Consider the following 22,464-nt stretch of genomic DNA (forward strand, 5'->3'; position numbering starts at 1 on the left):
CTCAGCACTCGATGATGCTGACGGCCAGGCCGCCGCGGGAGGTTTCCTTGTACTTGTCGTGCATGTCGGCGCCGGTGTCGCGCATGGTGCGGATGGCCTGGTCGAGGCTGATGAAGTGCTGGCCGTCGCCGCGCAGGGCCATCTGCGCGGCATTGATGGCCTTCACCGCGGCGATGGCGTTGCGCTCGATGCAGGGCACCTGGACCAGGCCGCCGACCGGGTCGCAGGTCAGGCCCAGGTTGTGCTCTAGGCCGATCTCGGCGGCGTTCTCCACCTGTTCGGGGCTGGCGCCGAGGACTTCGGCCAGGCCGGCGGCGGCCATGGCGCAGGCCGAGCCGACCTCGCCCTGGCAGCCGACTTCGGCGCCGGAGATGGAGGCGTTCTTCTTGCACAGGATGCCCACGGCCGCGGCGGCGAGGAAGAAATCGACCACGTCCTGCTCGCTGGCATCGGGGTTGAAGCGCATGTAGTAGTGCAGCACCGCCGGGACGATGCCGGCCGCACCGTTGGTGGGCGCGGTGACCATGCGCCCGCCGGCGGCGTTTTCCTCGTTGACTGCCAGGGCGTAGAGGTTGACCCACTCCATGGCGCTGAGGGTGGAGCCGATGACGTTGGGCTTGCCGATCTCCAGCAGGTTGCGGTGCAGGCGGGCGGCGCGGCGCTGCACGTTGAGGCCGCCAGGGAGGATGCCCTCGGCCTTGAGGCCGTTGTTCACGCAGTCCTGCATGGCGCGCCAGATGCGCATCAGGCCGTCGCGGGTGTCGGTGTCGCTGCGCCACATGCGCTCGTTGGCCAGCATCAGCTGGGAGACGCGCAGGTTGTGGCGGCGGCACAGCTGCAGCAGCTCGGCGGCGCTGTTGAAGTCGTAGGGCAGGCGGGTGGCGTCCTGGTCGAGACTGCCGGTGGCGGCCTGCTCGGCATCGACGACGAAGCCGCCGCCGATGGAGTAATAGGTGTCGGCGTACAGCTCGGCGTCGCCCTCGTAGGCGACCAGGCTCATGGCGTTGGGGTGGTAGGGCAGGTTTTCCTCCAGCAGGAGCATGTCGCGCACCCAGTCGAAGGCAATGCGCCGCTCGCCGGCCAGCAGCAGTTCGCCGCTGCCGAGCAGTTCGGCCACGCGCGGGGCGATCTGGCTGGGATCGATGCGGTCGGGCCATTCGCCCATCAGGCCCATGATCACGGCGCGGTCGGTGCCGTGGCCGACGCCGGTGGCGGAGAGCGAACCGTAGAGCTTCACTTCGACGCGGCTGACGCGGGGCAGCAACTGGCGCTCGCGCAGGGCGCCGACGAACAGGGCGGCGGCGCGCATGGGGCCGACGGTATGCGAGCTGGAAGGGCCGATACCGATCTTGAACAGGTCGAACACACTGATGGCCATGCCGGGGCTCCTCGAATGGCGATGCCGCTGCCGCCGATTCTCGGCTGCCTGGCCGGGGAAAAGATGTCCGCTCCCGACCTGAAAATGCACCTGGCTGCCACCGGGCCACTGCTGCGCGCCGCGCCGCCCGCGGCTAGAATGCCGCCACTGTCAAACCCGAGGACGCCATGAAACGCTCCCTGATCCTGCTCAGCGCCCTGATGCTCGGCGCGACCCTCCACGGCTGCGGCGGTGGCGACGACAAGGCCAAGGCCGAGAAGGCCGCGGCCGCCGCGGTGCCGGCCGACAGCTGCACCGGCCACCCGCTGGAAAAGGCCCTGCCGCCGAGCAAGGAAATGTACGGCTACCCGTTCATCTCCCGCGAATGCGGCTACAACGACGCCAAGCTGGTGTACGGCACCGCCGACGGCAGCCGCCACCTGGAGATCAGCCTGATCGACACCGGCATGCCGGCGCCGGCCCAGGATGCCAATAGCGAGCAGGCCATCGCCTACCGTGGTGCGCAGGACAAGCTGCGCGACATGACGCATTCCAGCCTGACGCTGCTGAACAAGACTCGCGAGACCGCGATCAAGAACGGCACTGCCGACAAGTTCGGTGGCGAGGACTACCTGCCGGTGATCGACACCACCCGCATGGGGGATCCCCTGGGCATAGTCGCCCCGGCCAAGGGCGAGGCGGGTGAGTCCAGCCTGACTGGGCTGATCAAGGGGCGCTACGTGCTGACTCTGAGCAGCCCGGACAAGCCCAACGGCGGCAGCACCCAGTCCATGCGGCAGTTGTTCGTGCCTATCGTCGAGCAGATGAAGCTGACGGCATTGCCCTGATCGACTGCCTGGGCTCCCGGCCACGCCGGAGGCCCAGGTGGCACGAATGGCCCCATTCGCGAGCCGTCGTAGGATGGCGTTGAGCGAAGCGATACCCATCACCGCGACCGCATGGGTTTCGCCAAGGCTCAACCCATCCTACGAAAAGCACCTCGGCGCAGCCGGCAAGACAGTCGCTTGCACGGGCGTAGGAGCGGACTTTGTCCGCGATTGGATTCCCCCAGCCACGCCGAACAGCCCCCACCGTAGGATGGCGTTGAGCGAAGCGATACCCATCACCCCGGCCGCATGGGTTTCGCCAAGGCTCAACCCATCCTACGAAAAGCGCCTCGGCGTAGCCGGCAAGACTGTTGCTCCTACAAAAGCTGCGATTTCGCTACGCTGCCTGTGGATGACTCTTATCTTCCCGAGGCAGCTTTCGATGTTCGACATTTCCCAGCAATTCGCCAGCGACAACTATTCCGGCATCTGCCCGGAAGCCTGGGCCGCCATGGCCGAGGCCAACCGCGGCCATGAGCGGGCCTACGGCGACGACCAGTGGACGGCGCGCGCTTCCGACCACTTCCGCGAGCTGTTCGAGACCGATTGCGAGGTGTTCTTCGCCTTCAACGGCACCGCCGCCAACTCCCTGGCCCTGGCCGCCCTGTGCCAGAGCTACCACAGCGTGATCTGCGCCGAGACCGCCCACGTCGAGACCGACGAGTGCGGCGCCCCGGAGTTCTTCTCCAACGGCTCCAAGCTGCTGCTGGCGCGCACCGACGAGCAGGGCAAGCTGACCCCTGCGGCGATCCGCGAGATCGCCCTGAAGCGCCAGGACATCCACTATCCCAAGCCGCGGGTAGTGACCCTCACCCAGGCCACCGAGGTCGGCACCGTCTACCGCCCGGACGAACTGGGCGCGCTGAGCGCCACCTGCCGCGAGCTGGGCCTGCACCTGCACATGGACGGCGCGCGCTTCTCCAATGCCTGCGCCTTCCTCGGCGCCACCCCGGCGGAGCTGACCTGGAAGGCCGGCGTCGAGGTGCTGTGCTTCGGCGGTACCAAGAACGGCATGGCGGTGGGCGAGGCCATCCTGTTCTTCGACCGCGAACTGGCCGAAGGCTTCGACTACCGCTGCAAGCAGGCCGGCCAGCTGGCCTCGAAGATGCGCTTCCTCGCCGCGCCCTGGGTCGGCGTGCTGCAGGACGACGCCTGGCTGCACTACGCCAACCACGCCAACCAGTGCGCGCGCCTGCTGGCGCAGCGGGTGGCCGACGTGCCGGGCGTGCAGCTGATGTTCCCGGTGGAGGCCAACGGGGTGTTCCTGCAGATGTCCGAACCGGCCCTGGAAGCCCTGCGCCAGCGCGGCTGGCGCTTCTACACCTTCATTGGTGCCGGCGGCGCGCGCTTCATGTGCTCCTGGGACACCGAAGTCGAACGCGTCGAGGCGCTGGCGCAGGACATTCGCCAGGTGATGGGCGCCGCCGCCTGAGTTGTCCACCGAATCTGTCGAAAACCCTGTGCGCAGCCTGTGGCCGGGCTGTGCGCAGGCGGCTGGCGGGCGCATGGCCGCTGGGCCGGGCCAGGGCGCTCGGGGTTTGTCCGGCGGGCTGGATTCTGCCCCCGGAATCTGTTGGCCGTGCTGTGGATAAAGTGTGAATGAATACCTTCGCGCCAGGCCGGGCGGGGCCTGCGCGCGGCTGTATGTTTTTTGACCTTGTTTCCGCTGCGCGCCTTGATTTTCAAGCACTTGCCGCGACCTTTCGGTGACCGACGAGTTGCCCACAATGGCTGTGGAGCGAGGCGCGGGAAAGCTGTGGAAAAGCTGTCAGTGAATGGCTGCACGAGCGAAACGGCGAGGGCTGCCGGGCATTGCCGGTTTTTTCGCCAATGGCCCTGTCCGAGGGCGCTGCGGAAAAAACCGGCGGCCAATCGTCGCGGGCTGTCCACGGCTTCTGTTGAACGGCTTGTGATAAAGCTGTGGATAAACTGTCGCTGGACAGGCTTGCCGGGGCTTGCGCGGCACTGCTCAAAAAATCACCAGCGTTGCGCTTGAAGGCCCGTGGCACAAGGCTTGCCAGCTTCCCCGGCGAATCTCCCAAACTGTCCACAACGGCTGTGGAGGCAAGCCTCAGCAAGCTGTGGAAAAGCTGTGGTGAAACGACTGTGATAGGCATGCCCGCTGGCCTCGCGGCGGCTGGCTGTTTTTTGCTCAGAGAGTCCCGAGGTGCTACCTATACTTCCCGTTACCCTGCCTGGGAGGTGCCCCATGTCGAACTACTCGGTCGAACAGATCCGCACGGTCGCCCTGGTCGGCCATGGCGACAGCGGCAAGACCCTGCTCGCCGAAGCCCTGCTGCAGCGCAGCGGCGCCATTCCCGCGATGGGCTCGCTGGAGCGCGGCGACACCCTGTGCGACGCCGACCCGCTGGAGCGCGACTATCACCATTCGCTGTCCGCCGCCCTGGCGCACTTCGAGCACGAGGGCGCGCACGTCCAGCTCATCGATACCCCCGGCCTGCCCGACTTCATCGGCCACGCGCTGCCGGCCCTGGCGGCGGTGGAGACCGCGCTGGTGGTGGTCAACGCGCAGAACGGCATCGAGCTGAACACCCACCGCATGATGGACTGGGCCACCGAGCGCGGGCTGTGCCGGATGCTGGTGGTGAACAAGATCGACGCCGAACGCGTCGACCTGCCGACGCTGCTGGCCGACCTGCGCGAAGCCTTCGGCAAGGAAGTGCTGCCGCTGAACCTGCCGGCCGGCGGAGCGACGCGAGTGGCCGACTGCTTCTTCGCGCCCGCCGGCGAGGCGGACTTCTCCTCGGTGGAGGAGGCGCACCAGGCGCTGGTCGACCAGGTCGTGGAGGTCGACGAGGAACTGATGGCGCGCTACCTGGAGCAGGGCTCGATCCAGCCGGAGGAACTCCACGAACCCTTCGAGCGGGCCCTGCGCGAAGGCCACCTGATTCCCCTGTGCTTCGTCTCGGCGCGCACTGGCGCCGGCGTCGACGAGTTGCTGACGGCGCTGGCGCGGCTGGCGCCCAACCCCGCCGAAGGCAACCCGCCGCTGTTCGAGCGGCTGGACGAGCAGGGCGGCGCCAGGCCCTTTCGCTCGCAGCCGGACCCCGAGGCCCACGTGCTGGCCCATGTGTTCAAGGTGGTGATCGACCCCTTCGTCGGCCGCCTGGCGGTGTTCCGCGTGCACCAGGGCACCGTGCGCCGCGACATGCAGCTGTTCGCCGGGGACGGCCGCAAGCCGTTCAAGGTCGGCCACCTGCTGCGCCTGCAGGGCAAGCGCCACGAGGAGGTACCGCAACTGATCCCCGGCGATTTCGGTGCGTTGACCAAGGTCGAGGAGCTGGAGTTCGACGTGGTCCTGCACGACTCCCACGACGAGGACCACATCCGCCTGGCGCCGCTGGACTTCCCCACGCCCATGCAGGGCCTGGCCATCGAGGCCGGCCGCCGCGGCGACGAGCAGCGCCTGGCCGAGGTGATGCAGCGCCTGCTGGCCGAGGACCCCTGCGTGCGCCTGGACTACAACGCCTCCACCCAGGAAACCGTGCTGCGCGGCATGGGCGAACTGCACCTGCGCTACCTGCTGGAGCGCCTGACCGGCAGCTACAAGCTGGAAGTGAACACCCGAGCGCCCAGCGTGCCCTACCGCGAGACGGCGACGCGCCCGGCCGAGGGTCATTGCCGGCACAAGAAGCAGACCGGCGGCGCCGGCCAGTTCGGCGAGGTGTTCCTGCGCGTGGAGCCGCTGCCGCGCGGGGCCGGTTTCGAGTTCGTCGATGCCATCAAGGGCGGGGTGATCCCGGGGCAGTTCATCCCCTCGGTGGAGAAGGGCGTGCGCGCGGCGCTGGCCGCCGGGCCCCTGGCCGGCTTCCCGGTGGAGGACGTGAAGGTCACGGTGTTCGACGGCAAGAGCCACTCGGTGGACTCCAAGGACATCGCCTTCCAGGCCGCCGGGCGCAAGGCCATGCTCGACGCCCTGCGCAACGCCGGGGGGCTGGTGCTGGAGCCGGTGGTGAACATCGCGGTGACGGCGCCGGAGGCGCGCCTGGGCGACATCACCGCCGACCTCACCGGCCGCCGCGGCCAGGTGCTGGGCACCGAGCCGCTGTCGGCCCGCGCCACCCTGGTGCGCGGCCAGGTGCCGCTGGCGGAGCTGGAGGGCTACGCCAACCGGCTGAAGGCGATCACCGCCGGGCAGGGCTTCTTCACCCTGGAGGCCAGCCACTACAACCCCGTGCCGCAGGACGTGCAGCAGCGCCTGGCCAGTGGGTACAAGGCGGTGCAGGAAGAAGACTGAGGAGGCCGGGTCCTGTCTTGCCGGCTGCGCCGGAGCGCTCTTACGAGAAGCCGTGTCCGCCGGTATGGCAGGAGCAACTGTCTTGCGCCGAGGTGCTCTTCGTAGGATGGGTTGAGCTTGCGAAACCCATGCGGTTGCGCTGATGGGTATCGCTTCGCTCAACGCCATCCTACGAAAAGCCGTGCTTCCTGGAATCGTAGGAGATTTATCCGCGATGCTCTGTGCGTGGGCTTGGCCTATCGCTCCAGGCGCATCAATTCAGATGCAGTTCCACCCCGAAGCGCCGCGACAGGCACGGCCACTGCTTCCAGGCGGTGACCGTCTGCGGGTCGCTCAGGCGGGCGCGGTAGGCTTGCGCCGCCGGGCTGGCGAAGACGCTGTCGTCGAGCATCGAGTCCACCGCGTGGTGCACGGCCTCGTCCAGCTGGTTGGCGAAGGGCTCGCCGATCAGCTGGTGCGCCACCAGGTTGGCCACGGTGGTGTCCAGCGGGATCAGCGGCTGGCCGAAGTGGGCGATGTAGCGGTCGTTCACTTCCTCCACCAGGCGGTGCGCCAGGTAGGCCTCGTCGAGCAGCGCGTCCAGGCCGTCGTGGCCGGCCAGCAGGTCCGGCGGGGTCAGGAAGAAGTGCTCGGCGACCTTCAGCACCGGCTTGATCCTTTCCTCTATACCGGCGTTGCGCGCCACGCTGGTGGCGGCTTCGAGGAACTCGGGGACCTGCTCGATATAGGCATGGACGAAGCGGGTGAGCACCTGGACGGCATCGTCGCCGCTCAGGTTGATGCTCGGGTGCAGGCCCGCCATCTGGCTGTGGATGAGCCGCGCCAGGTGCCCGTTGCGCGCCTCGAGCCGGTGGGCCTGCTGAATCAGTTCGCGCAGTGCTGCGATATTCATGACAACTCCAAGACAACTCGATTTGGAAAGTGAAGAAAGACCTTAGCCGGGCGGGTCGGCGAGCTAAGACGCGATCGTCATAATCACGCAACCTTTATGAGGTTCGGGCATATCAAGCCGCCACCATGGTAGAGCAAAGCCGCAGGCGGCGTGGGTTTGAGAGCACCTTTCGCAATTGCGGAGGAGTTTTTTGCGCTGCGTTGTTATGTCGCAACCCCTGGCTATACTCCGATTCGACACACCTGAACCTGATGAACCCGGCCTGCCTTGCACGTGCCGAGGCTCGGCGGTCAAAGTTTGCTGTCTTGGCGGTCGCTCCCTTGGCCGCTGGCGTTTGCCGGCGGGATAAGAACAACGATAAGGGGAACCCGAATGCTGCGACATCCGCGTACCTGGATGGGCTTGCTGTCGCTCCTCGTGTTTACTCCGGCGCACGCCGCCTGGACGGTGAACATGACCCCGGGGGCGACCGAGGTCAGCCGTAACGTGTTCGACCTGCACATGACCATTTTCTGGATCTGTGTGGTCATCGGCATCATCGTCTTCGGTGCCATGTTCTGGTCGATGATCGTCCACCGCCGTTCCACCGGCCAGCAGCCGGCGCATTTCCACGAGAGTACCGCAGTGGAAATCCTCTGGACCGTGGTGCCGTTCCTGATTCTGGTGGTGATGGCCATTCCCGCCACGCGCACCCTGATCCACATGTACGACACCTCCGAGCCGGAGCTGGACGTGCAGATCACCGGCTACCAGTGGAAGTGGCAGTACAAGTACCTGGGCCAGGACGTGGAGTTCTTCAGCAACCTGGCCACCAGCCAGGAGCAGATCCACAACAGGGATCCCAAGGACGAGCACTACCTGCTGGAAGTGGACAACCCGCTGGTGCTGCCGGCCGGGGTCAAGGTGCGCTTCCTGGTGACCTCCAGCGACGTCATCCACTCCTGGTGGGTGCCGGCCTTCGCGGTCAAGCGCGACGCCATCCCCGGTTTCGTCAACGAGGCCTGGACCAGGATCGATGAGCCCGGCGTCTACCGCGGCCAGTGTGCCGAGCTGTGCGGCAAGGACCACGGCTTCATGCCCATCGTGGTCGACGTGAAGTCCAAGCCGGACTTCGACAAGTGGCTGGCCGAGCGCAAGGAAGAGGCGGCCAAGCTCAAGGAGCTGACCAGCAAGGAGTGGACCAAGGAAGAACTGGTCGCCCGTGGCGACAAGGTCTACCACACCATCTGCGCCGCCTGCCACCAGCCCGAAGGCCAGGGCATGCCGCCGATGTTCCCGGCGCTCAAGGGCTCGAAGATCGTCACCGGGCCCAAGGAGCACCATCTGGAAACCGTGTTCAACGGCGTTCCGGGCACGGCCATGGCGGCCTTCGGCAAGCAGCTCTCGGAAGTGGACATCGCCGCGGTGATCACCTTCGAGCGCAACAGCTGGGGCAACAACGACGGCGACATGGTCACTCCGCAAGACGTAGTGGCCTACAAGCAGAAGCAAAAATAACGAGGAGCCTGCGATGAGCGCTGTGATCGACCATCCCGAGCATTCGCACGCCGGCGAGCACCACCATGGCCCGGCCAAGGGCCTGATGCGCTGGGTCCTGACCACCAACCACAAGGACATCGGCACCCTGTACCTGTGGTTCAGCTTCTGCGCCTTCCTCCTCGGCGGCTCCTTCGCCATGGTGATCCGCGCCGAGCTGTTCCAGCCGGGGCTGCAGATCGTCGAGCCGGCCTTCTTCAACCAGATGACCACCATGCACGGCCTGGTGATGGTGTTCGGCGCGGTGATGCCGGCCTTCGTCGGCCTGGCCAACTGGATGGTGCCGCTGATGATAGGCGCGCCGGACATGGCCCTGCCGCGCATGAACAACTTCAGCTTCTGGCTGCTGCCGGCGGCCTTCGGCCTGCTGGTCAGCACCCTGTTCATGCCCGGCGGCGGCCCCAACTTCGGCTGGACCTTCTACGCCCCGCTGTCCACCACCTTCGCCCCGCACAGCGTGACCTTCTTCATCTTCGCCCTGCACATGATGGGGATGAGCTCGATCATGGGCGCGATCAACGTGATCGCCACCATCCTCAACCTGCGCGCCCCGGGCATGACGCTGATGAAGATGCCGCTGTTTGTCTGGACCTGGCTGATCACCGCCTTCCTGCTGATCGCGGTGATGCCGGTGCTGGCCGGCTGCGTGACCATGATGCTGATGGACATCCACTTCGGCACCAGCTTCTTCAGCGCGGCCGGCGGCGGCGACCCGGTGCTGTTCCAGCACGTGTTCTGGTTCTTCGGCCACCCCGAGGTGTACATCATGATCCTGCCGGCGTTCGGCGCGGTCAGCGCGATCATCCCGGCGTTCAGCCGCAAGCCGCTGTTCGGCTACACCTCGATGGTCTACGCCACCGCCTCGATCGCCTTCCTCTCGTTCATCGTCTGGGCGCACCACATGTTCGTGGTCGGCATCCCGCTGGTGGGCGAACTGTTCTTCATGTACGCCACCATGCTGATCGCCGTGCCCACCGGGGTGAAGGTGTTCAACTGGGCCTCGACCATGTGGCAGGGCTCGCTGACCTTCGAGGCGCCGATGCTGTTCGCCGTGGCCTTCGTCATCCTCTTCACCATCGGCGGCTTCTCCGGGCTGATGCTGGCCATCGCCCCGGCGGACTTCCAGTACCAGGACACCTACTTCGTGGTGGCGCACTTCCATTACGTGCTGGTGCCCGGGGCGATCTTCGGCATCTTCGCCTCGGTGTACTACTGGATACCCAAGTGGACCGGGCACATGTACGACGAGACCCTGGCCAAGCTGCACTTCTGGCTGAGCTTCATCGGCATGAACATGGCCTTCTTCCCCATGCACTTCCTGGGGCTGGCCGGCATGCCGCGGCGGATTCCGGACTACAACCTGCAGTTCGCCAACTTCAACATGGTCTCGTCCATCGGCGCCTTCCTGTTCGGCACCACCCAGCTGCTGTTCCTGTTCATCGTCATCAAGACCATCCGCGGCGGCAAGCCGGCCCCGGCCAAGCCCTGGGACGGCGCCGAAGGCCTGGAGTGGACGGTGCCCTCGCCGGCGCCCTACCACACCTTCAGCACCCCGCCGGAAGTGAAATGAACCGGCACCCGCGGGAACGGCCCTGGCCGTTCCCGCAGGAGGGATAGAACATGAGCGACGGCAATATCGAGACGCGCAAGCTGGTCACCCGCCTGCTGGTGGTGGTGGTGGCCATGTTCGCCTTCGGCTTCGCCCTGGTGCCGATCTACAACGTCATGTGCAAGGCCCTGGGCATCAACGGCAAGACTTCCGGCAGCGCCTACCAGGGCGGCCTCCAGCAGGTGGACATGGCGCGCCAGGTGAAGGTGGACTTCGTGGCCAACAACAACATCGACATGGTCTGGGAATTCCGCCCCGAGAGCGAAATGATCGTGGTGCACCCCGGGGCGGTGAACCAGATGCTGTTCGTCGCGCAGAACCCCACCAACAAGCCGATGACCGCCCAGGCCATCCCCAGCATCGCGCCCTCCACGGCCGCGCGCTACTTCCACAAGACCGAATGCTTCTGCTTCACCCAGCAGGTCCTGCAGCCCGGCGAGCGCATCGAGATGCCGGTGCGCTTCATCGTCGACCGCGACCTGCCGGCGGATGTCCACCGCATCACCCTCGCCTACACGCTGTTCGACATCACCGCACGCAAGCCACCGGTGGCCAGCAACGACCGCTGACCGGCCCAGGAGAACAAGAATGGCAACCCACGATCCCTACTACGTTCCCGCCCAGAGCAAATGGCCGATCATCGCCACCATCGGCCTGCTCACCACGCTGTTCGGCGTCGGCACCTGGATGAACGACTACAGCGCCGGCAAGGAGGCCTCCCACGGGCCCTGGATCCTCTTCGCCGGCGGGCTGATCGTCGCCTACATGCTGTTCGGCTGGTTCGGCAACGTGATCAAGGAGAGCCGCTCCGGCCTCTACAGCCCGCAGATGGACCGCTCGTTCCGCTGGGGCATGAGCTGGTTCATCTTCTCCGAGGTGATGTTCTTCGCCGCCTTCTTCGGCGCGCTCTTCTACATCCGCCACTTCGCCGGGCCCTGGCTGGGCGGCGAGGGCCACAAGGGCATCGCCCACATGCTCTGGCCGGAGTTCCAGTACACCTGGCCGCTGCTGAGCAACCCGGACAACAAGCTGTTCCCGCCGCCCAAGGAAGTCATCGAGCCGTGGAAGCTGCCGCTGATCAACACCATCCTGCTGGTCACCTCCAGCTTCACCGTGACCTTCGCCCACCACGCGCTGAAGAAGAACCACCGCGGCCCGCTGAAGCTGTGGCTGGCGATCACCGTGGCCCTGGGCGTGGCCTTCCTGTTCCTGCAGGCCCACGAGTACCACGAGGCCTATAGCGAACTGGGCCTGACCCTCGGCTCGGGCATCTACGGCACCACCTTCTTCATGCTCACCGGCTTCCACGGCGCCCACGTGACCATAGGCGCGCTGATGCTGAGCATCATGCTGATCCGCATCCTGCGCGGGCACTTCGACGCCGAGCACCACTTCGGTTTCGAGGCGGCCAGCTGGTACTGGCACTTCGTCGACGTTGTGTGGATCGGGCTGTTCATCTTCGTGTACGTGCTTTGAGGAGGCACGCCCTGTAGGAGCGAGCTTGCTCGCGAACCAGCCCCGCTGCGGAGTCGTTCGCGAGCAAGCTCGCTCCTACGAAAAGCTCAGAAGGTGGCGGAAGTGACCAACTGCCCGGAGTAGAAGCCCCAGGCGACCAGGGCGAGGGTGAGGGCGGCGAGGATGACCCGCACGGTAAGGGCGTTGACCACGCGGGAACCGTGGCCCTCGTCCTTGACCAGGAAGAACAACCCGCTGAACAGGCTGGCCACGGTGGCCAGCAGCAGAACGACGATCGCGGCCTTGAGCATGACCTGGCTCCGATTGCTGAGGGGGTAACTTGCAGTATAGCCAGCACGCCATCGACTCCCGCCCGCGCCACGGCGTGGCGGCGGTCTTCCGGCCGGGCCTGGCGCCGACCCTGGTGGTCCTGGCGCTGCTCCCGCTGCTGGTCGCCCTGGGCTGCTGGCAGCTTTCCCGCGCCGCCGAGAAACGCGTGCTGCTGGCCGCCGCCGAAGCGCGCCGCGAGGCCGCGCCCATCCCCGCCGCGCAGCTCGAACGCCTGGCCAACCCCGCCTACGTGCGGGTGCGCTTGCAGGGCCGCCTGGACGCCGAACATACCCTGCTGCTGGACAACCGCACCCGCGATGGCGCCGCCGGCGTCGAGGTGCTGCAACCCTTCCACGACAAGGCCAGCGGCCTCTGGCTACTGGTCAACCGCGGCTGGCTGCCCTGGCCCAACCGCCGCGTGCCGCCAAGCTTCGACACGCCCGCCGGCGACCTGCTGCTCGACGCCTGGGCCTACGTCCCGCCGCCCGGCGGCCTGCAACTGGCCGATGCGCGGCTGCAGGCCTGGCCGCAACTGATCACCCGCGTCGACCCGGACGCCACCTGGCAGGCCCTGGACCGCAACGGCCTGGCCCTGGAGCTGCGCCTGGAACCGGGCGACGCTGCCTTCGAGACCAACTGGCCGGTGGTCGCCATGGCCCCCGAACGCCACACCGGCTACGCCGTGCAGTGGTTCGCCATGGCCACCGCCCTGTTCGCCCTCTACCTCTATCTCGGCATCCGCCGCGCACGGGAGAAGCCCGCCCATGACCAGCCTGACCCTCGATGAAACCCAGCTGCGCCGCCGCAACCGCGGGCGCCTGCAACTGCTGCTGATCCTCGCCGTGGTATTCGGCCCGATGCTGCTGGCCACCGGCATGTACAAGTTCCGCTTCTGGGTGCCGGAAAGCCGCAGCTACCACGGCGAACTGATCGCCAACGGCAGCACGCCCGCCGACCTGGGCGTGCAGGCCGACGCCGCGAGCGACCGCTGGCAACTGCTGGTCACCGCCCCCGCCGCCTGCGCCGCCGACTGCCAGCAACTGGTGTACCTGGCGCGGCAGATCAACATCGGCCTGAACCGCGACGCCAACCGCGCCGAGCACGCCCTGGCCGCCGCCCAGGCGCTGCCGGCGGACTTCCAGGCGCAGCTGGACAAGGACTACCCGCGCCTGAAGCGCTACGCCCTGCAACCGGCCGCCGGCGAGCAGGCGCCGCAGCTGTGGATAGTCGATCCCCACGGCAACCTGGTGCTGCGCTATGCCGCCGGCGCCAACGGCAAGCAGATCCTCGGCGACCTGCAACTGCTGCTGAAGCTCTCCCACATCGGCTGAGCGCAGGCCACGACAACGACAAGAACGGGGGCTGTGCATGACGAACACACCGCGTAAACCCGGCTTCTACGTCGCCGCCTTCGCCACCGCCCTGGCGCTGGTGGTGGTGCTGCTCGGCGCCTACACCCGGCTCACCCACGCCGGCCTGGGCTGCCCGGACTGGCCCGGCTGCTACGGCTTCATCCACGTGCCCAGCAGCGAGGCGCAGCTGGCCCACGCCGAGCAGCACTTCCCCGAGGCCCCGGTGGAAGCGCAGAAGGGCTGGAACGAGATGATCCACCGCTACTTCGCCGGCACCCTGGGCCTGCTCATCGCCGGCCTGGCGGTGCACGCCCTGCTGCGCCGCGGCCGCGACGGCCAGCCGCTGCGCCTGCCGTTGCTGCTGCTGGGCGTGGTTATCGCCCAGGCTGCCTTCGGCATGTGGACGGTGACCCTCAAGCTGTGGCCGCAGGTGGTCACCGCGCACCTGCTCGGCGGCTTCACCACGCTGTCGCTGCTGTTCCTCCTCGCCCTGCGCCTGTCCGGCGCCGTGCAACCGCTGCAACGCGCCGGCGCGCCACGCCGCCTGGCGGCCTTTGCCCTGGCCCTGGTGGTGCTGCAGATCGCCCTGGGCGGCTGGGTGAGCAGCAACTACGCGGCGGTGGCCTGCATCGACCTGCCCATGTGCCACGGCCAGTGGTGGCCGCAGATGGACTTCGCCAACGGCTTCCACCTGACCCAGCACATCGGCCCCAACTACCTGGGCGGGCAGCTCGACAGCGACGCCCGCACGGCCATCCACATGACCCACCGCATGGGCGCCTTCTGCGTGGTGGCGGTGCTGCTGGTGCTGGCCTGGCGCCTGCAGCGCGTCGGCCTGATCTACCCCACCGCGCTGATGCTGCTGGCGCTGTCGCTGCAGGTCGGCCTGGGCATCAGCAACGTGCTGCTGCACCTGCCGCTGCCGGTGGCGGTGGCGCACAACGGCGGTGGCGCCTGCCTGCTGCTGAGCCTGGTGCTGGTCAACTACCGCCTGCGCGCGCCGGTCAGCGTGGCCAAGGTCGCTGCGGCCGGCAGGGCGCGCACGCTGCCGGCGCTGGAACGGCCGGTGGCCTATCCCTCGCAAGGCTGAACCTCATTCAACGAACGGAGAGTCGAACATGGCCAGCGTACTGAGCGGCACCCGCAGCCAACCCGGCTGGCGCGATTACCTGGAGCTGACCAAGCCCAAGGTGGTCCTGCTGATGCTGATCACCTCGCTGATCGGCATGCTGCTGGCCACCCGCAGCGGCGTGCCCTGGACGGTGCTGCTGTTCGGCAACCTGGGCATCGGCCTGTGCGCCGGCGCGGCGGCGGCGGTGAACCACGTGGTGGACCGGCGCATCGACTCGATCATGGCGCGCACCCACCGCCGCCCCCTGGTGGAGGGGCGGCTCTCGCCCAGCGTGGCCCTGGGCTTCGCCCTGCTCCTGGCGCTGGCCGGGATGAGCCTGCTGCTGACCTTCACCAACGCCCTCACCGCCTGGCTGACGCTGGCCTCGCTGCTGGGCTACGCGGCGCTCTACACGGGCTTCCTCAAGCGCGCCACGCCGCAGAACATCGTGATCGGCGGCCTGGCCGGCGCGGCCCCGCCGATGCTCGGCTGGGTGGCGGTGACCGGGCACCTGTCGGCCGAACCGCTGCTGCTGGTGCTGATCATCTTCGCCTGGACGCCGCCGCACTTCTGGGCCCTGTGCCTGCACCGCAAGGACGAGTACGCCAAGGCCGAGATCCCGATGCTGCCGGTGACCCACGGCGAGCGCTACACCAAGCTGCACATCCTGCTCTACAGCCTGGTACTGTTCGCCGTGAGCCTGATGCCCTTCGCCATCCACATGAGCGGGCTCGTCTACCTGCTCGCCGCGCTGGCCCTGGGCGCGCGCTTCCTCGACTGGGCCTGGGCGCTGTACCGTGACAGCAAGCCCCATGCGGCCATCGGCACCTTCAAGTACTCTATCGCCTACCTGTTCCTGCTGTTCATCGCCCTGCTGGTGGACCATTACCTGCCCATCCACATGGCGCTGTAACAACCGGGTTCGCGAGCATTTCCGGGAAGCACGGCTTTTCGTAGGATGGCGTTGAGCGAAGCGATACCCATCAGCACGACCGTATGGGTATCGCAAGCTCAACCCATCCTACGAAGAGCATCTCGGCGCATGACAGTTGCTCCTACGAAAAGCCCCCGCAGGACCGACCTGCAGGAGCGAGGGCGCGCCTAGCCCTTGCTCGCGAACGCCCCTCGACTTCTCCCGACCACGAGAACCCCATGTCCCGAGTCAACAAGACCGTCCTCATCCTGGTAGCCATAGTCGCCGTCATCCTCGGCCTCACCGTGCAGAAGGTGCTCACCGAGAAACACCGCCTCGACCCCGCCGCGCTGCTCGACGCCGGCATCGTGCTGCTGCCGCAGAGCCGCGAGGTGCCGGCGCTGACCTTCCAGGACCAGGACGGCAAGCCGTTCGACACTGCCAGCCTCAAGGGCCGCTGGAGCCTGCTGTTCTTCGGCTACACCTTCTGCCCGGACGTCTGCCCCACCACCCTGGCGCAGCTGCGCGAACTGCAGGGCAAGCTGAGCCCGGAAGCGCGCGCGCAGCTGCAGGTGGTGTTCGTCAGCGTCGACCCGCACCGCGACACCCCGGCGCGCCTGAAGGAGTACCTGGGCTTCTTCAACGCCGGCTTCCAGGGCCTGGTGGGCAGCGACGAGGCCATCCAGAAGCTGGCCAACGCCATGAGCATCCCCTACATCCCGGCCGACACCAGCAAGCCCAACTACACCGTCGACCACAGCGGCAACCTGGTCATCATCGGCCCGGACGGCACCCAGCACGGCTTCATCCGCGCGCCGCTGAACAACGCCAAGCTCGCCGAACAGCTGCCCAAGGTACTCGCCGACCAGGGCTGAGCCATTCGCCGGCGCGCAGCCGGCCCATTCACCGCGCTGCTTTGTCGCAGCCAGGCAACGGCCACCCTCGGGTGGCCGTTCTTTTTTTTCATCACCCGCCCGCACAGCCTTGGACTAGTCTGTTTTTCAAGGCCTGCCCCGACGCCCGCCCGAAAGCCAGGAAACATGCGCCGTGAGGCGGTCGCCAGGGATTTCCTGACTCTGTAGTCAATGTAAAAAATCTGCTACGGAATTCCAGGCATCAGTGATCACTCATATTTCGGATTAAAAACATTAATTAACACCTATAGATACGCCTGAGGCAGGATTGACGGGCCTCTCACCGGGTTGCCGGGGGTTCTGATGAGCAAACATTCACACCAGGGATAGCGTTTTCCCCCGGTCACAATAGGCAATTAGGCTAAAAGCCAGGGCGCACGCGCCCCTTGCCGGGACGGGGGAACTACGGGTCTCAACGTGACTTGTAGTCCTTTTTCAGTACTACTTCAGAACTTCTTGCCGACCCAGTGGCTCGATTGCACAATGCCGACGCCCAGCGGGTTCTGGACCCGCCCTTTCGCGGCATGCGTTGCCAGTTCGACAACCCGGCCGCCTTCCGGCGCCGGACTACTCAAGGATCACGCAGGAGATTTGTGAGTGCAGATCGGTGTCCCTCTCGAGACCCATGCCGGTGAAACACGGGTCGCCGCCACCGCTGAAACCGTCAAGAAACTGGTTGGCCAAGGCCACCAGGTGATCGTTCAGAGTGGCGCCGGTATCAATGCCTGTCAGCCGGACAGCGCCTACGAGGCCGCCGGGGCGAAGATCGGCTCCGCCGCCGACGCCCTGGGCGCCGAACTGGTGCTCAAGGTGGTCGCCCCCAGCGCCGAGGAACTGGCGCAGATGAAGCCGGGCGCCGTACTGATCGGCATGCTCAACCCCTTCGACAACGACAACATCGCGCGCATGGCCGAACGCGGCATCACCGCCTTCGCCCTGGAGGCCGCCCCGCGCACCTCGCGGGCGCAGAGCCTCGACGTGCTGTCGTCCCAGGCCAACATCGCCGGCTACAAGGCGGTGATGCTCGCGGCCAACCACTACCCGCGCTTCATGCCCATGCTGATGACCGCCGCCGGCACCGTTAAGGCCGCCCGCGTGCTGATCCTCGGCGCCGGTGTCGCCGGCCTGCAGGCCATCGCCACGGCCAAGCGCCTGGGCGCGGTGATCGAGGCCTCGGACGTGCGCCCGGCGGTGAAGGAGCAGATCGAATCCCTCGGCGCCAAGTTCGTCGACGTGCCCTACGAGACCGACGAGGAGCGCGAGTGCGCCGAAGGCGTCGGCGGCTACGCCCGGCCGATGCCGGCCTCGTGGATGGAGCGCCAGGCCAAGGCGGTGCACGAGCGCGCCAAGCAGGCCGACATCGTCATCACCACCGCGCTGATCCCGGGCCGCAAGGCGCCGACGCTGCTGCACGAAGCCACCGTGCAGGAGATGAAACCGGGCTCGGTGGTCATCGACCTGGCCGCAGCCCAAGGCGGCAACTGCCCGCTGACCGAAGCCGGGCAGGTGGTGGTCAAGCACGGCGTGACCCTGGTCGGCCACACCAACCTGGCCGCCATGGTCCCGGCGGACGCCTCGGCCCTGTATGCGCGCAACCTGCTCGACTTCCTCAAGCTGACCCTCTGCGCCGAAGACTTCAAGGTCAACCTGGAAGACGACATCGTCGCTGCCTGCCTGATGTGCCGCGACGGCCAGGCCGTGCGCAAGAACGGCTGAGCCCTCCTTAATAAAGAAGAACCCGCCGGGCTCCTGCCCGGCCTAGAGACCGGTGAAAGACGATGGAAGAAATGCTGATCTCCCACGGGATCTACAACCTGATCATCTTCGTGCTGGCCGTGTACGTCGGCTACCACGTGGTATGGAACGTCACCCCCGCGCTGCACACCCCGCTGATGGCGGTGACCAACGCCATCTCGGCGATCGTCATCGTCGGCGCCATGCTGGCCGCCGCCCTGACCGTCACCCCGCTGGGCAAGATCATGGGCACCCTGGCCGTGGCCCTGGCCGCGGTCAACGTGTTCGGTGGCTTCCTGGTCACCCGCCGCATGCTGGAAATGTTCAAGAAGAAAGCGCCGAAAGCGCCGGCGGAGAAGCACTGACCATGAGCATGAACCTCGTCACCCTGCTGTACCTGATCGCCTCGGTCTGCTTCATCCAGGCCCTGAAGGGCCTGTCGCACCCGACCAGCTCGCGGCGCGGCAACCTGTTCGGCATGGTCGGCATGGCCATCGCCGTGCTCACCACCGTCGGCCTGGTGTTCAAGCTCGGCGCGCAACTGGCCGAGGGCGGCAACGCCGCCGCCGGCATCGGCTACATCCTGGTCGGCCTGCTGATCGGCGGCAGCGCCGGTTCGATCATGGCCAAGCGCGTTGAAATGACCAAGATGCCCGAGCTGGTCGCCTTCATGCACAGCATGATCGGCCTGGCCGCGGTGTTCATCGCCATCGCCGCCGTGGTCGAGCCGCAGTCGCTGGGCATCGTCCAGCACCTGGGCGATACCATCCCCACCGGCAACCGCCTGGAGCTGTTCCTCGGCGCGGCCATCGGTGCCATCACCTTCTCCGGTTCGGTGATCGCCTTCGGCAAGCTGTCGGGCAAGTACAAGTTCCGCCTGTTCCAGGGCGCACCGGTACAGTTCGCCGGCCAGCACCTGCTCAACCTGGTGCTGGGCCTGGCCACCCTGGGCCTGGGCCTGGTGTTCATGTTCACCGGCAACCTCGCCGCCTTCGCCCTGATGCTGGCCCTGGCCTTCATCCTCGGCGTGCTGATCATCATCCCCATCGGCGGTGCCGACATGCCGGTGGTGGTCTCGATGCTCAACTCCTACTCCGGCTGGGCCGCGGCGGGCATCGGCTTCTCGCTGAACAACTCGATGCTGATCATCGCCGGCTCCCTGGTCGGCTCCTCGGGCGCCATCCTCTCGTACATCATGTGCAAGGCGATGAACCGCTCGTTCTTCAACGTCATCCTCGGTGGTTTCGGTGCCAGCGCCGACGACGCCGGCCCGGCTGGCGCCAAGGAAGCCCGCCCGGTGAAATCCGGTTCGGCCGACGACGCCTCCTTCCTGCTGACCAACGCCGACAGCGTAATCATCGTCCCCGGCTACGGCCTGGCGGTGGCCCGCGCCCAGCACGCGCTGATGGAACTGGCGGAGAAGCTGACCCACCGCGGCGTCACCGTGAAGTTCGCCATCCACCCGGTCGCCGGCCGCATGCCCGGCCACATGAACGTCCTGCTGGCCGAGGCCGAGGTGCCCTACGAGCAGGTGTTCGAGATGGAAGACATCAACTCCGAGTTCGGCCAGACCGACGTGGTGCTGGTGCTGGGCGCCAACGACGTGGTCAACCCGGCGGCGAAGAACGATCCGAAGTCGCCGATCGCCGGCATGCCGATCCTCGAGGCCTACAAGGCCAAGACCGTGATCGTCAACAAGCGCTCGATGGCCAGCGGCTACGCCGGCCTGGACAACGAACTGTTCTACCTGGACAAGACCATGATGGTCTTCGGCGACGCCAAGAAAGTCATCGAAGACATGGTCAAGGCCGTCGAATAACGACAGCCGTCGATCCACAAGACACCGGCCATGCGCCGGTGTCTTGCTTTGCCGCAAGGGAAAACCCTCTGGACTTTGGTAGTAAGTAAGGCGGTGGCGGGGCGTTTTTTCGACCTTGGTATAAGGGCGAAAAATCGCCGAGTCCCTAGACTGGCCGCCTTGCACTCCCCATAAAGCCTGAGGTTTTTCCATGTACCGTGATCGCGTGCGCCTGCCTTCCCTGCTCGAGAAGGTGATGACTGCTGACCAGGCCGCAGCCCTGATCCAGGACGGCATGACCGTCGGCATGAGCGGCTTCACCCGCGCCGGCGAAGCCAAGGCCGTGCCGGAGGCCCTGGCCCAGCGCGCCAAGCAGCAGCCGCTGAAGATCAGCCTGATGACCGGCGCGAGCCTGGGCAACGACCTCGACAAGCACCTCACCGAGGCCGGCGTGCTGGCCCGGCGCATGCCCTTCCAGGTCGACAGCACCCTGCGCAAGGCGATCAACGACGGCTCGGTGATGTTCATCGACCAGCACCTGTCGGAAACCGTCGAACAACTGCGCAACCACCAGCTCAAGCTGCCGGACATCGCGGTGATCGAAGCCGTGGCCATCACCGAGCAAGGCCACATCGTGCCGACCACCTCCGTGGGCAACTCGGCCAGCTTCGCTATCTTCGCCAAGCAGGTGATCGTCGAGATCAACCTGGCGCACAACACCAACCTGGAAGGCCTGCACGACATCTACATCCCGACCTACCGGCCGACCCGCACGCCCATCCCGCTGACCAAGGTCGACGATCGCATCGGCAGCACCGCCATTCCGATCCCGCCGGAGAAGATCGTCGCCATCGTCATCAACAACCAGCCCGACTCGCCCTCCACCGTGCTGCCGCCGGACAGCGAGACCCAGGCCATCGCCAACCACCTGATCGACTTCTTCAAGCGCGAAGTGGACGCCGGCCGCCTGGCGAAGAACCTCGCGCCGCTGCAGGCGGGCATCGGCAGCATCGCCAACGCGGTGATGTGCGGCCTGATGGAATCGCCCTTCGAAGACCTGACCATGTACTCCGAAGTGCTGCAGGACTCCACCTTCGACCTGATGGACTCGGGCAAGCTGCGCTTCGCCTCGGGCAGCTCCATCACCCTGTCGAGCCGCCGCAACGCCGACGTCTTCGGCAACCTGGAGCGCTACAAGGACAAGCTGGTGCTGCGCCCGCAGGAAATCTCCAACCACCCCGAGGTGGTGCGACGCCTGGGCATCATCGGCATCAACACGGCGCTGGAGTTCGACATCTACGGCAACGTCAACTCCACCCACGTCGGCGGCACGAAGATGATGAACGGCATCGGCGGCTCGGGCGACTTCGCCCGCAACGCCCACCTGGCCATCTTCGTCACCAAGTCCATCGCCAAGGGCGGCAACATCTCCAGCGTGGTGCCCATGGTCAGCCACGTCGACCATACCGAGCACGACGTGGACATCCTCGTCACCGAACAGGGCCTGGCCGACCTGCGCGGCCTGGCGCCGCGCGAGCGCGCCAAGGTGATCATCGAGAACTGCGTGCACCCGTCCTACCGCGATGCCCTGGCCGGCTACTTCGAGGCCGCCTGCCAGCGCGGCGGGCACACCCCGCACATCCTGCGCGAAGCCATGAACTGGCACATCAACCTGGAAGAACGCGGCCACATGCTCGCCGCCAGCTGATCCGGCATCCCTGGCGGGCCATTCCACAAAGAATGGCCCGCCAGGCTGGACAGTCGGAAAAAAACCACGTAAAAACACTTCCGAACAGTTTTTTATCCCACAGCGACTGTTCCACTTCTCCTACTGCCATCCCCGGCAGACCTGCTGAAAATCCTCAATCCCCCGCCGCCTGTGCACCACAATGGAGCGCAGCGGTACAGTTCGCCCCAAAATCGCCATTACAGTTCGCTGAAACAATTCGCTGACGCTATTTAATTCAAGGCAACTGTACCTATCGCGGCTGACCAAAAAGTCAGAAGATACTCCCCAACAACTTCCGCAACCCCACTACCCGCCAAAAGCGGGAAGGACGAAAATCATGGAACGTACCCTCGGTTCCGCCACTGTCAGCAACATCCGTTCTTCCTCTACCGCCCACCGCAGCCTGGTCGGCACCGTCCGCCTGTGGCAGCGCCGCATCGAGAGCCGCCGCCAGCTGGCCCGCCTCGACTCGCGCCTGCTGGCCGACGCCGGCATCAGCGAAGCCCAGCGCTACGCCGAGCTGAACAAGCCGTTCTGGAAGTAAGCGGAAGCGCTGAACTGTCAGGCGGTAGATAGACAGTTCGAAACT

The 22,464-nt window shown here is 66.5% G+C and carries 21 protein-coding genes; 17 read left to right on the plus strand and 4 right to left on the minus strand.

The genetic code is table 11. From position 1 onward, the window contains the following. Position 1: 1 nt before the first annotated feature. Positions 2-1,378 (minus strand): L-serine ammonia-lyase, encoded by a 1,377-nt coding sequence (locus QSJ95_RS01525; RefSeq protein WP_285639408.1) that lies wholly within the window; start codon positions 1,376-1,378, stop codon positions 2-4. Between the two features lie 167 nt (positions 1,379-1,545). Here QSJ95_RS01525 and QSJ95_RS01530 point away from each other — a divergent pair, with 167 nt between their 5' ends. Then, the gene (locus QSJ95_RS01530) at positions 1,546-2,205 is read left to right on the plus strand and encodes a hypothetical protein (RefSeq protein WP_058487864.1); all 660 of its coding nucleotides are present in this window, start codon (positions 1,546-1,548) and stop codon (positions 2,203-2,205) included. Positions 2,206-2,626: 421 nt separating this feature from the next. Continuing rightward, positions 2,627-3,676, plus strand: a complete 1,050-nt coding sequence (locus QSJ95_RS01535; RefSeq protein ID WP_058073089.1) for a threonine aldolase family protein — start codon at positions 2,627-2,629, stop codon at positions 3,674-3,676. Between the two features lie 250 nt (positions 3,677-3,926). On the opposite strand, the gene QSJ95_RS01540 is transcribed toward QSJ95_RS01535, so the two are convergent. Further along, positions 3,927-4,361: a hypothetical protein gene (locus tag QSJ95_RS01540; RefSeq protein ID WP_285639411.1), complete on the minus strand. Its 435-nt coding sequence runs from the start codon at positions 4,359-4,361 to the stop codon at positions 3,927-3,929. A gap of 92 nt (positions 4,362-4,453) precedes the next feature. Between QSJ95_RS01540 and fusA the strand changes: the two genes are divergently transcribed. After that, positions 4,454-6,502, plus strand: coding sequence for an elongation factor G (fusA, locus tag QSJ95_RS01545; RefSeq protein WP_285639412.1), 2,049 nt, complete (start codon positions 4,454-4,456; stop codon positions 6,500-6,502). Between the two features lie 253 nt (positions 6,503-6,755). On the opposite strand, the gene QSJ95_RS01550 is transcribed toward fusA, so the two are convergent. Continuing rightward, a complete protein-coding gene (locus tag QSJ95_RS01550; protein ID WP_009614683.1) occupies positions 6,756-7,394 on the minus strand; it encodes a hypothetical protein in 639 nt (212 codons plus the stop codon). A 372-nt stretch (positions 7,395-7,766) separates the two neighbouring features. On the opposite strand from QSJ95_RS01550, the gene coxB reads away from it, so the two are divergent. Genes coxB through QSJ95_RS01570 form a run of 4 tightly spaced genes read left to right on the plus strand, consistent with a single transcriptional unit; the run spans position 7,767 to position 12,015 of the window. Beyond that, positions 7,767-8,891 (plus strand): cytochrome c oxidase subunit II, encoded by a 1,125-nt coding sequence (gene coxB / locus QSJ95_RS01555; RefSeq protein WP_281686142.1) that lies wholly within the window; start codon positions 7,767-7,769, stop codon positions 8,889-8,891. Positions 8,892-8,904: 13 nt separating this feature from the next. Then, positions 8,905-10,500: a cytochrome c oxidase subunit I gene (ctaD, locus tag QSJ95_RS01560; RefSeq protein ID WP_009614691.1), complete on the plus strand. Its 1,596-nt coding sequence runs from the start codon at positions 8,905-8,907 to the stop codon at positions 10,498-10,500. A 50-nt stretch (positions 10,501-10,550) separates the two neighbouring features. Next, positions 10,551-11,108: a cytochrome c oxidase assembly protein gene (locus tag QSJ95_RS01565; protein ID WP_064581580.1), complete on the plus strand. Its 558-nt coding sequence runs from the start codon at positions 10,551-10,553 to the stop codon at positions 11,106-11,108. Positions 11,109-11,127: 19 nt separating this feature from the next. Beyond that, positions 11,128-12,015, plus strand: coding sequence for a cytochrome c oxidase subunit 3 (locus QSJ95_RS01570; RefSeq protein ID WP_009614695.1), 888 nt, complete (start codon positions 11,128-11,130; stop codon positions 12,013-12,015). An 86-nt stretch (positions 12,016-12,101) separates the two neighbouring features. Here QSJ95_RS01570 and QSJ95_RS01575 read toward each other — a convergent pair whose 3' ends face one another. Further along, positions 12,102-12,305, minus strand: coding sequence for a twin transmembrane helix small protein (locus QSJ95_RS01575; protein WP_009614697.1), 204 nt, complete (start codon positions 12,303-12,305; stop codon positions 12,102-12,104). A 29-nt stretch (positions 12,306-12,334) separates the two neighbouring features. Here QSJ95_RS01575 and QSJ95_RS01580 point away from each other — a divergent pair, with 29 nt between their 5' ends. From QSJ95_RS01580 to QSJ95_RS01625, 10 genes are all read left to right on the plus strand, one after another. After that, positions 12,335-13,111, plus strand: coding sequence for an SURF1 family protein (locus QSJ95_RS01580; RefSeq protein WP_419792488.1), 777 nt, complete (start codon positions 12,335-12,337; stop codon positions 13,109-13,111). Beyond that, positions 13,089-13,655, plus strand: coding sequence for a PA_0111/PP_0108 family redox-active disulfide protein (locus tag QSJ95_RS01585; RefSeq protein ID WP_009614702.1), 567 nt, complete (start codon positions 13,089-13,091; stop codon positions 13,653-13,655). Before QSJ95_RS01580 ends, QSJ95_RS01585 begins: the two co-directional genes overlap by 23 nt. 37 nt (positions 13,656-13,692) lie before the next feature. Further along, positions 13,693-14,766 (plus strand): COX15/CtaA family protein, encoded by a 1,074-nt coding sequence (locus QSJ95_RS01590; RefSeq protein WP_285639424.1) that lies wholly within the window; start codon positions 13,693-13,695, stop codon positions 14,764-14,766. Between the two features lie 28 nt (positions 14,767-14,794). Beyond that, on the plus strand, positions 14,795-15,700 hold the full coding sequence (gene cyoE, locus QSJ95_RS01595; RefSeq protein WP_009614706.1) for a heme o synthase: 906 nt from the start codon (positions 14,795-14,797) through the stop codon (positions 15,698-15,700). Positions 15,701-15,939: 239 nt separating this feature from the next. After that, positions 15,940-16,575: an SCO family protein gene (locus QSJ95_RS01600; protein ID WP_061560322.1), complete on the plus strand. Its 636-nt coding sequence runs from the start codon at positions 15,940-15,942 to the stop codon at positions 16,573-16,575. 636 nt (positions 16,576-17,211) lie between these two features. Further along, positions 17,212-18,330, plus strand: coding sequence for a Re/Si-specific NAD(P)(+) transhydrogenase subunit alpha (locus QSJ95_RS01605; RefSeq protein ID WP_285639427.1), 1,119 nt, complete (start codon positions 17,212-17,214; stop codon positions 18,328-18,330). Positions 18,331-18,392: 62 nt separating this feature from the next. Further along, positions 18,393-18,713: an NAD(P) transhydrogenase subunit alpha part 2 gene (locus QSJ95_RS01610; protein WP_009614711.1), complete on the plus strand. Its 321-nt coding sequence runs from the start codon at positions 18,393-18,395 to the stop codon at positions 18,711-18,713. Between the two features lie 2 nt (positions 18,714-18,715). Then, a complete protein-coding gene (locus tag QSJ95_RS01615) occupies positions 18,716-20,167 on the plus strand; it encodes an NAD(P)(+) transhydrogenase (Re/Si-specific) subunit beta (protein ID WP_009614712.1) in 1,452 nt (483 codons plus the stop codon). Between the two features lie 190 nt (positions 20,168-20,357). Further along, entirely contained in the window at positions 20,358-21,854 is a 1,497-nt protein-coding gene (scpC, locus tag QSJ95_RS01620) for a succinyl-CoA:acetate CoA-transferase ScpC (protein ID WP_285639431.1), read from the plus strand. 358 nt (positions 21,855-22,212) lie between these two features. Continuing rightward, positions 22,213-22,419, plus strand: coding sequence for a DUF1127 domain-containing protein (locus QSJ95_RS01625; protein WP_009614715.1), 207 nt, complete (start codon positions 22,213-22,215; stop codon positions 22,417-22,419). Positions 22,420-22,464: the final 45 nt, after the last annotated feature.

Origin of the sequence: Pseudomonas sp. NBRC 100443 (genome assembly GCF_030268185.1) — a bacterium.
In the GTDB taxonomy this organism is placed as follows: domain Bacteria; phylum Pseudomonadota; class Gammaproteobacteria; order Pseudomonadales; family Pseudomonadaceae; genus Pseudomonas; species Pseudomonas citronellolis.

Excerpts from the sequence above, each read along its gene's own strand:
- QSJ95_RS01525 (WP_285639408.1), bottom strand. The coding sequence starts at position 1,378 with ATGGCCATCAGTGTGTTCGACCTGTTCAAGATCGGTATCGGCCCTTCC.
- QSJ95_RS01530 (WP_058487864.1), top strand. The coding sequence starts at position 1,546 with ATGAAACGCTCCCTGATCCTGCTCAGCGCCCTGATGCTCGGCGCGACC.
- QSJ95_RS01535 (WP_058073089.1), top strand. The coding sequence starts at position 2,627 with ATGTTCGACATTTCCCAGCAATTCGCCAGCGACAACTATTCCGGCATC.
- QSJ95_RS01540 (WP_285639411.1), bottom strand. The coding sequence starts at position 4,361 with ATGCCTATCACAGTCGTTTCACCACAGCTTTTCCACAGCTTGCTGAGG.
- fusA (WP_285639412.1), top strand. The coding sequence starts at position 4,454 with ATGTCGAACTACTCGGTCGAACAGATCCGCACGGTCGCCCTGGTCGGC.
- QSJ95_RS01550 (WP_009614683.1), bottom strand. The coding sequence starts at position 7,394 with ATGAATATCGCAGCACTGCGCGAACTGATTCAGCAGGCCCACCGGCTC.
- coxB (WP_281686142.1), top strand. The coding sequence starts at position 7,767 with ATGCTGCGACATCCGCGTACCTGGATGGGCTTGCTGTCGCTCCTCGTG.
- ctaD (WP_009614691.1), top strand. The coding sequence starts at position 8,905 with ATGAGCGCTGTGATCGACCATCCCGAGCATTCGCACGCCGGCGAGCAC.
- QSJ95_RS01565 (WP_064581580.1), top strand. The coding sequence starts at position 10,551 with ATGAGCGACGGCAATATCGAGACGCGCAAGCTGGTCACCCGCCTGCTG.
- QSJ95_RS01570 (WP_009614695.1), top strand. The coding sequence starts at position 11,128 with ATGGCAACCCACGATCCCTACTACGTTCCCGCCCAGAGCAAATGGCCG.
- QSJ95_RS01575 (WP_009614697.1), bottom strand. The coding sequence starts at position 12,305 with ATGCTCAAGGCCGCGATCGTCGTTCTGCTGCTGGCCACCGTGGCCAGC.
- QSJ95_RS01585 (WP_009614702.1), top strand. The coding sequence starts at position 13,089 with ATGACCAGCCTGACCCTCGATGAAACCCAGCTGCGCCGCCGCAACCGC.
- QSJ95_RS01590 (WP_285639424.1), top strand. The coding sequence starts at position 13,693 with ATGACGAACACACCGCGTAAACCCGGCTTCTACGTCGCCGCCTTCGCC.
- cyoE (WP_009614706.1), top strand. The coding sequence starts at position 14,795 with ATGGCCAGCGTACTGAGCGGCACCCGCAGCCAACCCGGCTGGCGCGAT.
- QSJ95_RS01600 (WP_061560322.1), top strand. The coding sequence starts at position 15,940 with ATGTCCCGAGTCAACAAGACCGTCCTCATCCTGGTAGCCATAGTCGCC.
- QSJ95_RS01610 (WP_009614711.1), top strand. The coding sequence starts at position 18,393 with ATGGAAGAAATGCTGATCTCCCACGGGATCTACAACCTGATCATCTTC.
- QSJ95_RS01615 (WP_009614712.1), top strand. The coding sequence starts at position 18,716 with ATGAGCATGAACCTCGTCACCCTGCTGTACCTGATCGCCTCGGTCTGC.
- scpC (WP_285639431.1), top strand. The coding sequence starts at position 20,358 with ATGTACCGTGATCGCGTGCGCCTGCCTTCCCTGCTCGAGAAGGTGATG.
- QSJ95_RS01625 (WP_009614715.1), top strand. The coding sequence starts at position 22,213 with ATGGAACGTACCCTCGGTTCCGCCACTGTCAGCAACATCCGTTCTTCC.